We start from the raw sequence: 14807 nt of genomic DNA on the forward strand, positions 1-14807 counted from the left end.
AATGAAACGATACGACAAGGCGTTTAAAGAAGAAGCAGTTAGATTAAGCAATGAGATCGGACCGAAGAAAGCCGCCCAGCAGTTAGGCATATCCTACTTCACTTTGCAGGACTGGAGAAAACAAAGATCCTTGCACGGCAACGAAGCGTTTATCGGAAGCGGACGGGCTTATGCCCCTGCCGATAAAACACCGCGTGAAATCGAATTGGAAAGAGAAATCAACGAGCTGCGCCGCGCTAATGAAATTCTTAAGGATGCACTCGGTTTTTTCGCACAAGACCGGAAGCGGTAAAGACTTGCAAGCTCTACGCTTACATCCATGAACGCCGAAATCAGTGGACAGTTAAGGAAATGTGCGAAGTGCTGGCTGTCAGCGAATCAGGCTATTACCGCAGCCTGAAGCCTGCTCCCAAAAGGCAGCGGCAGCAACTGCTTCTGGTCAAAATCCAAGAGATTATCCATGCGCATGAAGACAACAGGAACTACGGCGTCCGTCGTATTTTGCTGGCATTATCCCAAATGGACATCAAGACCAGCTACAGCACCGTTTACCGCATCATGAAGGAGCATGACCTGCTGAAGAAGGCTAAGCGTCATCCTAACGGCCTTACACGCGAAGATGCTGCAGCTCAAAAGAGTGAGAACTTGATCCAGAGAGACTTCATGGCCTCAGCCCCCAATCAAAAATGGCTATCAGATATCACCGAAGTGCCTTGTGCAGACGGCAAGCTTTATGTGTCCACGGTACTGGACTGCTTCAACGGTGAGATCGTGGGTCTAGCCATGGACAGCCATATGCGCAAAGAACTCTGCATCCAGGCTTTTGAAAACGCCTGTCAAGCAAGAAACGCATGGGGCATGATTTTTCACAGCGATCGCGGCAGCCAATTCACGAGTCATGCTTTTCGGGAGTGTCTGGCTAAACGAAACGCGATACAGAGTATGAGCGGCACAGGTCGCTGCTACGACAATGCCAGAATGGAAAGCTTCTTTGCTACGCTAAAGAAAGAGAAGCTGTATCAGCTCAAAACGGAGCGCTATCCGATGGCCTATGTTAGATCGGTCATTTTCAGATACATCATGGTCTACTACAACAGACAGCGAATCTACACCGCTAATCCAGGGGGCTGGCCCCCTGCGATATATCGCGAAAGAATGTTGTCAAAAGCAGCTTAGTAACGGGATTTCTGTATGAGGGTGTTTTCAAACTGCACTTTTCTTGACAACTCCAGTGAGCAGTTTTTTAAAGACTTTAAAATTAATGTCTCTAAACATTTGTGTTGTCTTAAAGGTGAAGTTTCCTAAAAACCGTGACACTGTTTCAGGTTCTTTTACGGAAATATCAAATTCATTAACGAGTGGATCATTTTGAAGGAGCTTTAGACGTTCTAGCTTGTCTATACCAATAAAGTGACCACAGATCATCGTCTTTATATGATTCATCTTGATTTTATTTGTGGAGTCATTATCAAATACGAGGTCATTTTCAACTAGATCAAAAATCTCATTACTTTTTGCGTTCTCAAGGAGAAGAAAAAGACCTGCATTTGATGTTAGATTCTTAGCTGTGAAATCAATTTTATTAATCATAATTTAAACCCCTTTTTCTGCTTTTGTTACTATTATTATACCATATATCGACTCATAAAAGCTGATAATTCAACACATTTTTGAGCATTTTTCTTTCACCCAATGGGTGAAAGCTGAATTTTGAAGGAACGTATATTTATCAATGCTTTGAGGGTGGTTTATAAAGTACTGACGTAGAATCTCAGGGGTATTCACCATCGTTGAGGTGAAGTCCGGCAAGGGCTCCACAGCAGGCTGGGGACGATTGAAGAGTGGCGCAGGGTGGATCTCGCTTGACTACGCAACGAAAATAAAATAACTTAACCTGCTGAAAGCCCACCCTACCATAACGGTTCGGTGGGCGTATTTTTTTCGGCCAAAACGGGCTGCCTTGTCCAGATGGGTCATTGAGGGAAACCCTCGGAACGGAGGAACCACAATGACAAATCAGCAAAAAGAACAGATTACCGCCCTGCGCTCACAGGGATATGGATACGCCACCATCGCCAAGGCGGTGGGACTGAAGAAAGATACCGTTGTCGCGTTCTGCCGTAAGATGGGAATGACCGGCACGAAGGCTGCGGATAACAGACGCATTGAACTGGACGCCGGATTCTGCCTGCAGTGCGGCACTTTGCTTACGCAGACTCCCGGAAGAAAGCGAGTTAAGTTCTGCTCAGATAACTGCCGTACTGCCTGGTGGAATGCGCACCCGGAAAAGGTCAACCGCAGAGCCATATACCACTTCACCTGCGCTCACTGCGGAAAGCCCTTCACTGCCTACGGCAACGCAAAAAGAAAATACTGCTCTCACGCCTGCTATATCGCAGACCGCTACAAAGGCGGTGACGGGCATGAGTGAGGACAAATTCCGCTCTGAAATGAGCTACCTTGCCGCCCTCTCCATCGCAAAGAATCTCCGGGAAAAGGGGCTTCTGAGCGAGGAGGAATATGCCGTAATTGATACAAATCTGAGGGCTGAGTTCTCGCCATCTTTGGGTACATTATTATCGGAAAATGACTTGATATAATCGGCTTTCAGAGTGATATATAGTGTCGGAAAGGAGTGATTTCATGCGGATTGTAAATAAAATCGAAGCGAAAACACCGCAGATACCGCGCCGCAAAAGGGTCGCTGCCTACGCAAGAGTCTCAATGGAGTCCGAGCGGCTGCAGCACTCCCTTTCGGCACAGGTCAGCTTTTACAGCAGTTTGATTCAGAGCAATCCTGCCTGGGAGTATGTGGGCGTATATGCCGACAACGGGATAACCGGCACCAAAGCCGAAGCCCGCGAAGAGTTCAATCGGATGATTGCCGACTGCGAAGCCGGAAAAATCGACATTGTTCTGACAAAGAGCATTTCCCGTTTCGCACGCAATACCGTTGACCTGTTGAATACGGTGCGCAGGCTCAAGGAGCTGGGCGTTTCCGTACAGTTTGAAAAGGAGCGCATCGACTCCCTCACTGAGGACGGCGAGTTGATGCTGACCCTCTTAGCATCCTTTGCTCAGGAAGAAATACGCAGCCTGTCGGACAACGTCAAATGGGGTACACGGAAACGATTTGAAAAAGGTATCCCCAACGGCCGCTTTCAAATCTATGGGTACCGCTGGGAGGGCGATCATCTGGTCATCCATGAGGAGGAGGCAAAAATCGTTCGGCTCATCTACGACAATTACATGAACGGTTTGTCGGCAGAGACCACAGAAAAGCAGCTTGCCGAGATGGGTGTAAAATCCTATAAGGGACAGCATTTCGGCAACACCTCCATCCGGCATATCCTCGGAAATATCACTTATACGGGCAATCTTCTGTTCCAGAAGGAATATGTGGTTGACCCCATAAGCAAGAAAAGCAGGATCAACCGTGGGGAGCTGCCGCAGTATTTCGTGGAGAACACCCACGAAGCCATCATTCCAATGGAGGTCTACCAGGCGGTGCAGGCCGAGAAAGCGCGCCGCCGTGAGCTTGGCGCCTTGGCAAACTGGAGCATTAACACATCCTGCTTTACCAGCAAAATCAAGTGCGGCCGGTGCGGAAAGAGCTATCAGCGGTCTAACCGCAAGGGGAGAAAAGACCCTAATGCCAACTACACCATCTGGGTCTGCGGTACCCGAAGAAAGACCGGGAATGCGCATTGTCAAAACAAGGACATCCCGGAGCAGATGCTCAAAGATGCCTGCGCTGAAGTCATGGGACTGGATACGTTTGATGAAATCATCTTTTCAGAGCAGATCGACCACATTGAGATTCCTGCTCCGAATGAGATGATTTTCTATTTTAAGGATGGCCGCATCGTTCCGCACCACTGGGAATCCACCATGCGGAAGGACTGCTGGACGGATGAGCGCAGAGCCGCCAAAGGACGGTATGTGCAGGAGCATCAGCTCGGTCCCAACAGTTCCTGCTTCACCAGCCGTATTCGTTGTGACAGCTGCGGCGAGAACTACCGCAGGCAGCGTTCACGGCACAAAGACGGCAGCTCTGATTCCGTATGGCGGTGCGCATCAGGCGGAAAATGCCAAAGCCCCAGCATCAAGGAGGAAGTCCTTAAAAACCTCTGCGCTGACGCTATGGGTCTGGAGGAATTTAGTGAGACGGTTTTCCGTGAGCAGATTGTCTGCATTCACATCACGGCTCCATATCAGCTTTCCATCCGCTTCTTTGACGGGCATACCTTTGAAGCGGCATGGGAAAACAGGCGAAAAATGCCCCGGCATACAGAGGAGCGAAAACAGCATATGCGAGAAGTAATGATACAGAGATGGAGGGAAAAACGTGGCGAAAGTAACAACAATACCGGCAACGATAAGCCGATTCACGGCAACGCCGATCAATGAAAAGAAAAAGCGCCGCACCGCCGCTTATGCCCGTGTCTCCACTGACAGCGAGGAGCAGCTCACCAGCTACAGCGCCCAGGTGGACTATTACACCAACTATATCAAAAGCCGGGACGATTGGGAGTTTGTTTCCGTGTATACGGACGAGGGCATAACGGGTACGAATACCAAGCACCGCGAGGGATTCAAACGCATGGTGGCGGATGCACTGGCTGGCAAGATAGACCTCATCGTCACCAAATCGGTCAGCCGATTCGCCCGCAATACGGTAGATAGTCTGACCACGGTGCGCCAGCTCAAGGAAAAAGGCGTGGAGATCTATTTTGAAAAAGAAAACATCTGGACCCTGGACAGCAAGGGAGAACTACTTATTACCATCATGTCCTCACTGGCGCAGGAGGAAAGCCGCAGCATTTCAGAGAACTGTACCTGGGGACAGAGAAAACGGTTTGCTGACGGGAAGGTCACCGTGCCATTCAAACGGTTTCTCGGCTATGATCGGGGACCCGATGGCAATCTGGTTTTGAATAAGGACGAAGCGGTTATCATCCGCCGCATTTACAGTATGTTCCTGCAAGGCATGACGCCGCACGGCATTGCCGCCAGGCTGACCGCCGACGGTATCAAGTCACCGGGCGGCAAAGACAAATGGAACGCAGGAGCAGTTCGCAGCATTCTCACCAACGAGAAGTACAAGGGCGATGCGCTTCTTCAAAAGAGCTACACGGTGGATTTCCTCACCAAAAAGAAAAAGGTCAACGAGGGAGAGATTCCGCAGTACTATGTGGAGGGCAACCACGAAGCCATCATCCAGCCGGAGGTGTTTGAACTGGTTCAGCAGGAACTGGAGCGTAGAAAGCAAGGTCGGGGCCGGCACAGCGGTGTCCACCTTTTCTCCGGCAAGATACGTTGTGGACAATGCGGTGAGTGGTACGGCTCGAAGGTCTGGCATTCCAATAGCAAATATCGCAGGATAATCTGGCAGTGCAATCACAAGTATGACGGCGAGGAAAAATGCTCCACGCCGCACTTGACGGATGATGAGATTAAAACGATGTTTGTCTCAGCGGCAAACAAGCTGATCGGCAAAAAGGCCGCAATTATCTCTCCGCTCAGGGCTTCGCTGGACATTGCCTTCGACACCTCCGCACTGGAAACCGAAGTCGCAGAACTGCAGGATGAGATCATGGTCGTCTCAGACCTTATCGAAAAATGCATCTACGAAAACGCTCATGTGGCGCTCGACCAGACGGAATACAAAAAACGCTACGACAGTCTCACCACCCGTTTCGATACCGCAAAGGCACGGCTGGAGGAAATTGAGGCCGCCATTGCCGACAAGAAATCCAGACGGGCGGCAATCGACGCCTTTCTGGACACGCTGGCGCAGGCTGACCTGATGGAGAAATTTGACCCTGCCCTCTGGTGCGGGCTGGTAGATTTCGTGACTGTCTACAGCAAGGATGATGTGCGGATCACCTTCCGCAACGGCATGGAAATAAGGGCATAAGCACCTACGCAAAAACACCTCGCAACTGAAGCATTGTCCTCCAGCTGTGAGGTGTTTTTTCACAATTGATTAATCATCCCAAAACATTCCACTGGGAAGAAAATAGGTTTCAAACTTTCTGGAAATGCCGAGAATTCCAAAAACATCTTTGAGTCTATTTTTATCTTTTGGACTGTAATAATAAATAATCCATTTTGTTGTTGGATTTACCTCTTCAGCGATTCGTGCCAGGTAGGGTGCATCTACATTTCCAAAAGATAATCCTATAGATACTATTTTATCTACATCTTTTAGATTTGAAAAGAATGAGGCATTTCTTGCAATAATTGCATCTGTATCCTTATACAAAGAAGCGCAGAATTTTGCTATTGCGGAGCATATACTTTCTTCCCACTCTACAAATTTTTCACTTGCTCTTTGAGCTTTTCGGCTGTAAGAATCTATAATAAATTTATTTCCATGCCCCATGATAGGGGGCGTGTTAGTGCATGAAGGTACTCCTCCATGTATGTGGAGAACATTTTTCGCTCCATACACCCGCTCGAGGACATCTGTGTAATTGAAATTAATGAAAACATCTGAACGATTTTCCACGAGAGTCTCTTTGATGGGTATAACAGATGAAGTGTCTATAGATTCTAACCACTCAAGTACATATTTTTGCAAGTCTGATGAAAACCCATACAGTTTATTCCAGTAAAGATCAAGGGTATCTTTTATTCCTTCTTCAGGCATTTGCTCTGCAAGTGAACTTGCCATATCGTGCATTCTTTCTACATCTGGGTTACCCATTTCTTCCTCAAATGTTTGCCATAAATCTTTTAGCACTGATTTTTTCCATCTTTCTTGTGCCGCTTCGGTGTACCAAGGCTCTGTATCATCTAAAGGCTGAATGCTATACATAGCCTCAAAATCTGTTAGAAATGGCTCATGGTGCATTTCTAAGAAACTTCTAAATTCAGAATATGGAGTTTTAATACCATGCTGTATATCGAAGCCATTACCCACCAAATATAATGTTTTCATGTTATTCCTCCTGTTTTAACGGCAATATAAAAATAGCCGGGATACCCCGGTCTGTCAACACACCCCAAGAGCAGATTTTACACCGCAAGGGCACACTTTTTAATTTTTCCTGTTTCTTGTATCAAACTCGGTAGGATTATTTCGTATACGCGGCCCTTGAACGGCTGAATCATCTCAACGAGCAGGCGAACCACGCTGTTCGGGGTGTAGAATTCGCCGCCATTCTTGCCTTCCGCGCTAGCAAATTTGCTAAGGAAGTACTCATATACCCGACCCAAAACATCCTTCGAACGGCTCTCTTCATCGCCGACCTTGAACGAGAACAGGTCGATTACTTCGCCAAGGCGGGTTTTATCCAGCGCTGGCCTAGCATAATCCTTCGGCAGCACGCCTTTCAGCGACGGATTTTCCTTCTCGATGGCAATCATGGCATTATCAATGATCTGCCCGATTTCCGGCTTTTTCGCGTTATCCTTGATATGGCTCCAGCGCGCTTCCTTCGGTACCCAGAAGATATTTTCTGCCACGTATTCGTCCCGGTCCTCCGGATCAGCATACGGTTCATGTTTCAATGCTTCATATTTTTCTTCAAATGCATCCGACACATATTTCAGAAATAGAAGGCCAAGCACTACATGCTTATACTCCGCTGCATCCATACTGCCGCGCAGTTTATCGGCCATGCTCCATAATTTTTCCTCGAATCCAATGTTCGCTGTTGCCATGATCCTAATTCCTCCTCAGTAGAGTTCCTCGTATAACTGGCTCTTCACTTGTTCCCAGCGATTCGTCGCTTCCCGAACAACTTCTTTATATCGTTCTTTTTCCCGTATATATTGCTCTATTAACTCGTGCTGCTTATCTTCCGGTACCAGAGGCAATTCCAATTCCGCCACATCCGCCGGGTTCAGATTCATTACAGTCGTCCCCCGCTGGAAGCTTTGAATAAGGGCCGTCCCGACCGGACTTTCCAGGAACATTTTGGCAAAATGACTCTTGATGGCCGACTTAAATCGGATCACGATCATATTCGAGGAAGCGATGACCATCCCTTGAGCCTCCGGAAATACAGCCAGCTTGTTCACGGTGCCGCGGCACGTCATGACCAGGTCACCCGGGAGAATCTCGTAACGTTTCACTTTCCTCTCTTCCTCGTCAATCGTTTCAAGCTGATCCAATAGCACTTCGCCGTCATCCAGATTGGATATATTCAGCACCTTAATGTTCCCGGGCTTTAGATCCTGCTTAAGAATCGATTTTCCCCGAAAAATTTCTGCCACATCGCGCAACTTCACTTTCGGGGTTGCCGCTTGCTGGAACGAACGAAGTATATCCTGATCTTCATCCAGCAGCAGTTCGATTCGCCAATGATCCAGCTCTCGGAACCGATCCGGATGGATGGTAATCTCCCGTTCCGCCACAAGCTTTGACTTCTCCATATGGAGTCGTCCGAGGATCACTTCTTCCAAAGGCGCTTTGCCGAAGTCAACCTGATAGGTCTTGATAGAAGTGTAGGGACGAAACAAGCCGTCCGGAAGCGAATAAATTGTTTGAACCGGCGCCTGTTCATTCATTTGCTTCCGCCAGCTTGCGATCGCGCCGGATTGAAACAGCATCCGCGCAGGAAAGGTCACGCTCAATCTCCCGCCGTCTTGCAAGAGTGGAAGGAGGTAGCTGGCCGCTGCGCCTTCGGATTCCCGAACCGCGACATCGTCATCGTTCATTTTCATCCCGAAATTCGGCATCGCCAGGATCGCGTCGAATTGATGTTCTGCAGGCAACGGTTGATAAATGGACCCTTGAACGATGCGGATATTGGAATAGGGCTCGAAATACGTTTTGAACAATCTGCCTATGATGTAGTTTTCCGTTAACAATGTGATTGTCCATGGTCGATGGTAACATTTCGTTTCGATGAGTCCTTTGATATACTTTTCAGCTTCTGCAAACAGAATGTTCTTGCAACCATGTCGCTCACACTGATCGACAAACCGCTCGACGATTCCTGGATGGACGACAATGCTCCCTGTAACACGATCTTGTTGGATGGTGAGCATGCCGTATTCCAACAAGTCCATATCCTTGCCTGCATGGTATAATTTATAAAATAAATCCCGATCGCCGGGAAAATGGCCTAATTCTTTGTCTAAGGCGCGTTCCTTCATCCACTGAAACAGCTTCTCAGGTTCCGTCATTAGCTCCGTTTCGGCCAACTGTTGCTGTTTCAGAAGTTGTTGCGTCCGCTTCACTCGAATAGCCTCGCGAAGCAACTGATCACGTGTTGATATATCGTGAAGCAGACAGATATTCCAGAACGATTCAATCAATTCATCACCTTCTTCCACTGCCAATAGCCAACTAAATTATACCATCCAAGAATTGAGTATTTCAATACCAAAAATAAACTCAAAGTTGGACTGTCTAGCCGGATAATTTCCCGTTTATCCGATACGCCCAATCCCTAATTGAATCGCTTTGATAATGCTTAACCTTTTCGATATTGAAGCCGCTGCATTGGTTTAATACGTTCTGATCCCAATGGCCGCATTTTTGAACAAGCCCTTCAAGGAGCAACTTAATGTCACGCTCAACCGTCTTTAGTAAAGTCTGGTGGGTTGGGTGGAGGATCAATTCGAATTCTATCCATTACCTTCTCCTCCATATATAAATCAATATGACTATGATACATATATTCGCTAAATCCATTGGATCACCTCCAAATTTTTCTCAAACAAATATTATCCTGAATTTCGAAAGTAACATCGTCTGAAAAACAAGAAAAGGGCTCCAATTCTTTGGTAGAATGGTGTTTGTCCAGAACATCACCTACAAAGAAAGGAGCACCTTTTAGATGAAGTCTACCACACCCGTCAGCAAAATCAAGACCGAATTTACCTTGCAAAACGCCTCAAATGTTGGAGGAAGCAAAATCTTTCTGGAATATCTCGAAAAAATCAAGCTCGGTAAGGCTTTGCAGAATTTAAATTGTACCAAGCAAGGCAATTCCCTGTTCCCTGTTTTCCGCATCCTGCTCTATCTCATTGTCGGCTGGATACTCGGATGCGAACGCCTCTTTCATTTCCGCAGGCTGCAACATGACGCGCTCATCCGGCGGTTTCTCGGCGGGCGCTGTCCGCATCACACCCTGCTGTATAAGGAACTGGATCGACTCAGCAAGACCCGCCCAACCTTAACGCTGGATTTGCGAAAGCTGAATCAGCAGATTATTGCACCCTGTCTGCCTTCTGAACTCATCGTGGACCTAGACTCCACGGTAGAAACGGTATACGGTCACCAAGAGGGGGCGGCAGTCGGCACGAATCCCCACAAACCCGGACGTAAAAGTTACCATCCGCTGATGGCGTTTGAGGGCCAGTCGCGCCTGTGCCTGAATGCAGTACTGCGTGCTGGGAATACGCACGCTTCCACCGATGCAGCCGCCTTCCTCCGTCAGATCTTTGAGTTGCTTGGTGACCGTCCGGTAAAGTACGCCCGGTTTGACAAGGGATTTGGCGGCGAAGACTTCTACAGCCTATGGGAAGCCAAGCGAATCGGGTATGTCGGGAAATTGAAATGGACGCAGCGACTTCAGGCCGAAGTAGGGCGATGCCGCTACTGGAAGCGGTTTGTCGATGAGGATTGGGTCATCGAGGGGATCACCCTGATCTACCAAGCCACCTCATGGAAGAAACCGCGCCGCGTTGTGGTGATTCGTAAAGCGCAGGTGTTTGACGGCGATCAAGCTCGGCTTCTCCTCGATACGGACTGGCATTACGAAGCGATCGTCACCAATCTCGAGTGGGAGCCGATCGACCTTTGGCGCTTTTACAACCAGCGTTGCTGCATGGAGAACTATATCAAAGAAGCCAAACGCGGCTTTTCCATCGATCGAATCGCTAAAGGTGACTTTACCGCTAATGAAATCGACCTGCTCATCAAGCTGCTCGCCTACAATCTCTACGAGAGATTCAAGCGAGACTGTTGCGAACCGGTCCATCAAGGGTATACGATTGCCCGGTTCCGTCTAGAGTTTTTCCACTGTGCAGCTACGATGATTCAGCATAGCCGACAAGTCGTTCTGAAACTGGCTAAAGATTTCGCGAACCGCTGCGCCTGGCAACGTATCGCCGCCAAAGTCGCTGCCTTAGAATGACGTTTACCACAAATTAACATGGAAACCGTTTAGCCCTGTCTTATGGGGAGGGGGAAAGACTACCCTCTTTTCAGAATCGTCGCGTAATCCAACTGGGTATTTCCCTGTTTATTACAGTTGTTGCCCACTAATCCTGCTACAAACTGGCCACCATTATGGGCTTTCGAAATTCAGGATTATTCTATATCTTGACACGATTTTCTAAGCTCTACCTACTGATCTCTGATCTTGGTCGGCTGAACAAGCCGATTAACTGCACAGGGAGGATAATAATTCCTTGTGCAGTAGGGCTTTGATTAAAAAAAGAGTGTTTTAAGCCACCTATTTGACCAGCGACAATTCTCCACGATTTACTGAAGTATATCAATCCACGTACCCGCAAAGGGTACGACCTATAATGGATAGAATTCTTTGAATAGATAGGAATTTCAATCCACGCACCTATGTAAGGTGCGACAGGTGGATGTGAATTGAACGGATAGCTTTAGATTTAGCCACATCCGCTCCTGTACCCCCACCGGCGAAAACTTCAACAAAGCGCTTTGTCTGATAATAATCCAACAAATCGGCGATTAAATGTCCTGAGCAGTTTCCTCGATATTTGCTGCTTCCATACGGACCACGGTTAGGGTAAGAAACAATACTGCTGTTCATTCTCCATTCCCCTCTCATGTGAAAAAAGCAGCTCTCCAATTCCAGGGAAAGCTGCTTTCATCTTTGAATTATCTATTCTCTACGACTATTTTCATTCCGGCGACTTTCTCACCCTTCGAATCTGAAACCATAAAAGATGGAGTACAAACCATGTCCACATTCTGCACAATTGACTCCTGTGCAATAGCTACAGCTTTCACTGCCTTACTTATGGCGTTATCTCCTACCGCTTGCAACTCCACCACGCCACATTTACGAATTACATTAGCGATTCGCTGGGCTGCTTCAACTGGATTGGCATGAGCAGAAATTTTGCAAATACTAATCATTATGCCAAACACCTTCTCCCTGAATTTCATTAGCTATTAGAAGCATTCATAACCACCTTTCCTTCCTTGCGCAAAGTTTTCACCGTAACTGTACTCAAAACTTCAGGAGGGGCAGCAAGCAACAACGCAGCTACCCACCGTTCCTTACCATCCCTCTTCAAAAGCTCAGTTAAAAAGCGATCCTTGGCTGTCATATCATGCCCTGCTCCTTTAAAGAAACATATCCTTCCGTTCCGATAACAACATGATCCAGGACATCGATGCCAATTATTTCACCAGCTTGTATTAGTCTTTCGGTCAATTTCTTATCTTCAGAACTAGGAGCAGGATCACCTGAAGGGTGATTATGCACACAAATAATGGATGCAGCTCCTTTAATGATTGCAGGTTTAAAGACTTCACGAGGATGCACGATTGCGGAGTTTAACGTACCGATAGAGATAACCTCTTTAGACAAAATTCGATTCTTTGTATTTAAAATAAGGATCATAAAATGTTCCTTATCTAATCCAACTAAATCGGTAGCCACAGCCTGAAAAACATCGGCTGGTGTATGGATATAGTGATCTTTCTCCCCCTCCATCACTTTTCGAATCAGTTCAAGCAACTTCTCAGCCTGTTTGCGTCTTCTAGGTGGCAATGCATTCAACTGAGATTCCATCACCATAAAATCTTTCATTTTTACTCCTTCCCGTTTACCCCGAGCCGCCTTACGGCGGTGTCGGAAATAAACACCGCCGTTTAACGCCGGGCGAGAGGCGAAATTATTTATAACTATCTCGAACCATAATTTACTCTGAGAACTAAAGATGCAATTAGACTTTTCTCGAATCGAAACGCTTCGTTTCTTTCAACGTGCCATATTGGGACAAAGCAGCTTCATCCCAGCCGAGCTTCTTAATCGAAGTAGCCGGAAGACTAAGGAACTCCCAAGCATTCTTTCCTTCTGCTGTAATCGCTACGGCCAGTTCCTTCAAACTATCGGCTCCAAACTGCCAAGAAGTCGAAATGCTGTATCCCCAAACTTTGTCTCCTGCATGAAGCGGCCCATTATCATCAACATAAGCCTTTAAATTTTCTTTCATTTTCTTCAGCGCTGCTTCAGTACGTTCTATTTCCAGTGCTAACTCGATTGCTTTTTCCTCTGTCAACTTCTCAATTACTCCTGTAGTCATTTAATACACTCTCCTCATTTTTGGCCTGCTTAATAAAATAAAAAGAAAAAAGACGAACAAATCCCCTGAAGGAAATTGTTCGTCTTTTTAAATTATACAGTCAAACAAACATTGAACTTGCTACACGCAATACACTTTCTAAATCAGTGGATTGCAATGTACCTATCTTCACTTTTAAAAATGTCTTATGAAAAGAAGTTAGCTTAGAAACACGAATACACGAAGCGCGATCCAAGCCAGCGTCTTCCCAATAATCTATAACAACATCATAATCATTTCGAGGACGCGCACTGGTGATCGGCGCTAAAATAATAACATCGTCCGATTCATTTAGCATATCGTTTGAAATGATAATTACAGGTCTCATTTTATATTGAGTTGGATCTTCATAGTACGAAAACTTAGCCACCCAAATATCTCCACGACAATACCTAGTCCCGATACTTCTCGTCATAAACATCGTCCTCAGTATTTTCAAACCACCACTCATAGCCTGGTCCTAATACAGTGACATCTTTCGGAATAGGTGCACTTTTCTTAGCAACGTTGCCCGTGTTCTCCACTGACTTTTCCTCCTTGTTCATGACGATCCTCCTTCCGCTCGGTATTGTTAAGCTCATTGTAACCAAACGGAAGGAGAACATCAATGTATCAGTAATTAAATGTGGCAATCCACTACGACCAGATAGTGGTTAGGATTAGAGGATTTAATAAACGTTTCATAGTATGACTTGTTGAAATTGCGCGCTTCTTCTGGCGTTTCAGAACCCATACCAAACCATCCCATATCCCCTTTGGCATGCCACTCTCCATCCGGTGTAATCACCGCGTAGGTTGAAAAACTCAACATTTCACGAATATAAGATTGCTTATCTCCGTATCTTTCAAAGATATATTCCGGACGGTAAAGGCTTTTTCCAGCCAGCATTTCTTCCCAAGCTTTAGTTGCCTCAGCCACCATAATTTCGAATTTTGGTGCAAGAGATGCTGGTACTTGATACCCCTCAACCTCTACGGTGAGGCCCTCATGATCGGTTTGCTCAATAAAGAAGATATCCTTAATTTGAGCAGCATCCGCTCGTTCTCCCGACTTCAGCAAAAGTGAACCTGACCATCTGCCACCAATGGAATACCAGTCCCATTTAGCATTAGGATTCTCCCAGTAACCGTACTTTCCTGTTTCTTCATCACGTGATGTGTACCCTACGTATTCGACCATGAAATCATCAAAAGAAGGATACACTTCCGTATATCGAATCTGAACTCGTTTTAAGTGACCCGGCACTTCATATCCGATTACACTGCCACTTGGAGTTACTTTTCTGAATACCTTATCATATGGCGATACGATACGCCCGTCTTCCAATTGAATTCGTTCTAAAGACTCATTTTCATAAATCTTGCGGTACTCTTCTTCAACATCATGGAACTCCAGATACTCTTTTGGACAATCTCCCATGTTGTTTTCTTGATAAGGAGCCAGCAAATCCTCAACTTTATCCAACGACTCTGTAATCACCGCAACTGTAAAATGACTCATTTATCTCATC

The 14807-nt window shown here is 46.6% G+C and carries 16 protein-coding genes and 3 pseudogenes; 7 read left to right on the plus strand and 12 right to left on the minus strand.

Annotated elements, in window-relative coordinates:
• Position 1: 1 nt before the first annotated feature.
• Together ACSFXJ_RS19470 and ACSFXJ_RS19475 are read left to right on the plus strand one after the other, a co-directional pair.
• Positions 2-292 carry a transposase gene (locus ACSFXJ_RS19470; protein ID WP_435922059.1) on the plus strand — a complete coding sequence of 97 codons (291 nt, stop codon included), beginning with the start codon at positions 2-4 and terminating at the stop codon, positions 290-292.
• A 14-nt stretch (positions 293-306) separates the two neighbouring features.
• Positions 307-1176 (plus strand): annotated as a pseudogene (locus ACSFXJ_RS19475) (IS3 family transposase); the annotation flags it as partial.
• Positions 1177-1230: 54 nt separating this feature from the next.
• On the opposite strand, the pseudogene ACSFXJ_RS19480 reads toward ACSFXJ_RS19475, so the two are convergent.
• Positions 1231-1590, minus strand: a pseudogene (locus tag ACSFXJ_RS19480) (IS1380 family transposase); the annotation flags it as partial.
• A 418-nt stretch (positions 1591-2008) separates the two neighbouring features.
• Here ACSFXJ_RS19480 and ACSFXJ_RS19485 point away from each other — a divergent pair.
• From ACSFXJ_RS19485 to ACSFXJ_RS19500, 4 genes are read left to right on the plus strand one after another with little or no spacing between them, the layout of a single operon-like run.
• Entirely contained in the window at positions 2009-2431 is a 423-nt protein-coding gene (locus ACSFXJ_RS19485) for an RNA polymerase subunit sigma-70 (RefSeq protein ID WP_435922060.1), read from the plus strand.
• Positions 2424-2600 carry an SHOCT domain-containing protein gene (locus ACSFXJ_RS19490; RefSeq protein ID WP_002349498.1) on the plus strand — a complete coding sequence of 59 codons (177 nt, stop codon included), beginning with the start codon at positions 2424-2426 and terminating at the stop codon, positions 2598-2600. Before ACSFXJ_RS19485 ends, ACSFXJ_RS19490 begins: the two co-directional genes overlap by 8 nt.
• A 43-nt stretch (positions 2601-2643) precedes the next feature.
• Positions 2644-4410: a recombinase family protein gene (locus ACSFXJ_RS19495; protein ID WP_435922061.1), complete on the plus strand. Its 1767-nt coding sequence runs from the start codon at positions 2644-2646 to the stop codon at positions 4408-4410.
• Complete coding sequence (locus ACSFXJ_RS19500; RefSeq protein WP_435922062.1) at positions 4349-5920, plus strand: recombinase family protein; 1572 nt, start codon at positions 4349-4351, stop codon at positions 5918-5920. The genes ACSFXJ_RS19495 and ACSFXJ_RS19500 overlap by 62 nt, the downstream gene beginning before the upstream one ends.
• Positions 5921-5989: 69 nt before the next feature.
• Here ACSFXJ_RS19500 and ACSFXJ_RS19505 read toward each other — a convergent pair whose 3' ends face one another.
• The 3 genes and pseudogenes from ACSFXJ_RS19505 to ACSFXJ_RS19515 all read right to left on the minus strand — a co-directional run bounded on the left by ACSFXJ_RS19505 (position 5990) and on the right by ACSFXJ_RS19515 (position 9195).
• The gene (locus ACSFXJ_RS19505) at positions 5990-6946 is read right to left on the minus strand and encodes a bacteriophage abortive infection AbiH family protein (protein WP_435922063.1); all 957 of its coding nucleotides are present in this window, start codon (positions 6944-6946) and stop codon (positions 5990-5992) included.
• Between the two features lie 140 nt (positions 6947-7086).
• Positions 7087-7671: pseudogene (locus tag ACSFXJ_RS19510) on the minus strand (type I restriction-modification system subunit M N-terminal domain-containing protein); the annotation flags it as partial.
• Between the two features lie 15 nt (positions 7672-7686).
• A complete protein-coding gene (locus ACSFXJ_RS19515; protein WP_435922064.1) occupies positions 7687-9195 on the minus strand; it encodes a restriction endonuclease subunit S in 1509 nt (502 codons plus the stop codon).
• Between the two features lie 602 nt (positions 9196-9797).
• On the opposite strand from ACSFXJ_RS19515, the gene ACSFXJ_RS19520 reads away from it, so the two are divergent.
• Entirely contained in the window at positions 9798-11099 is a 1302-nt protein-coding gene (locus tag ACSFXJ_RS19520) for an IS1380 family transposase (protein WP_435921432.1), read from the plus strand.
• Between the two features lie 441 nt (positions 11100-11540).
• Here ACSFXJ_RS19520 and ACSFXJ_RS19525 read toward each other — a convergent pair whose 3' ends face one another.
• The 8 genes from ACSFXJ_RS19525 to ACSFXJ_RS19560 form a co-directional block, all read right to left on the minus strand.
• Entirely contained in the window at positions 11541-11753 is a 213-nt protein-coding gene (locus ACSFXJ_RS19525; RefSeq protein WP_198136235.1) for a hypothetical protein, read from the minus strand.
• A 68-nt stretch (positions 11754-11821) separates the two neighbouring features.
• A complete protein-coding gene (locus ACSFXJ_RS19530; protein ID WP_157273514.1) occupies positions 11822-12082 on the minus strand; it encodes a stage V sporulation protein S in 261 nt (86 codons plus the stop codon).
• A gap of 29 nt (positions 12083-12111) precedes the next feature.
• Positions 12112-12276 (minus strand): hypothetical protein, encoded by a 165-nt coding sequence (locus ACSFXJ_RS19535; protein WP_179231838.1) that lies wholly within the window; start codon positions 12274-12276, stop codon positions 12112-12114.
• Complete coding sequence (locus ACSFXJ_RS19540; RefSeq protein ID WP_009226417.1) at positions 12273-12761, minus strand: JAB domain-containing protein; 489 nt, start codon at positions 12759-12761, stop codon at positions 12273-12275. The genes ACSFXJ_RS19535 and ACSFXJ_RS19540 overlap by 4 nt, the downstream gene beginning before the upstream one ends.
• Positions 12762-12897: 136 nt before the next feature.
• Positions 12898-13257: a hypothetical protein gene (locus tag ACSFXJ_RS19545; RefSeq protein WP_435922065.1), complete on the minus strand. Its 360-nt coding sequence runs from the start codon at positions 13255-13257 to the stop codon at positions 12898-12900.
• Between the two features lie 100 nt (positions 13258-13357).
• The gene (locus tag ACSFXJ_RS19550) at positions 13358-13747 is read right to left on the minus strand and encodes a type II toxin-antitoxin system PemK/MazF family toxin (protein WP_110945314.1); all 390 of its coding nucleotides are present in this window, start codon (positions 13745-13747) and stop codon (positions 13358-13360) included.
• Positions 13689-13841, minus strand: a complete 153-nt coding sequence (locus tag ACSFXJ_RS19555) for a hypothetical protein (RefSeq protein WP_009225497.1) — start codon at positions 13839-13841, stop codon at positions 13689-13691. Before ACSFXJ_RS19555 ends, ACSFXJ_RS19550 begins: the two co-directional genes overlap by 59 nt.
• 74 nt (positions 13842-13915) lie before the next feature.
• Positions 13916-14797, minus strand: a complete 882-nt coding sequence (locus ACSFXJ_RS19560) for a hypothetical protein (protein ID WP_435922066.1) — start codon at positions 14795-14797, stop codon at positions 13916-13918.
• Positions 14798-14807 lie beyond the last annotated feature (10 nt).

Origin of the sequence: Paenibacillus salivarius, assembly GCF_051307165.1 — a bacterium.
In the GTDB taxonomy this organism is placed as follows: Bacteria; Bacillota; Bacilli; order Paenibacillales; family Paenibacillaceae; genus Fontibacillus.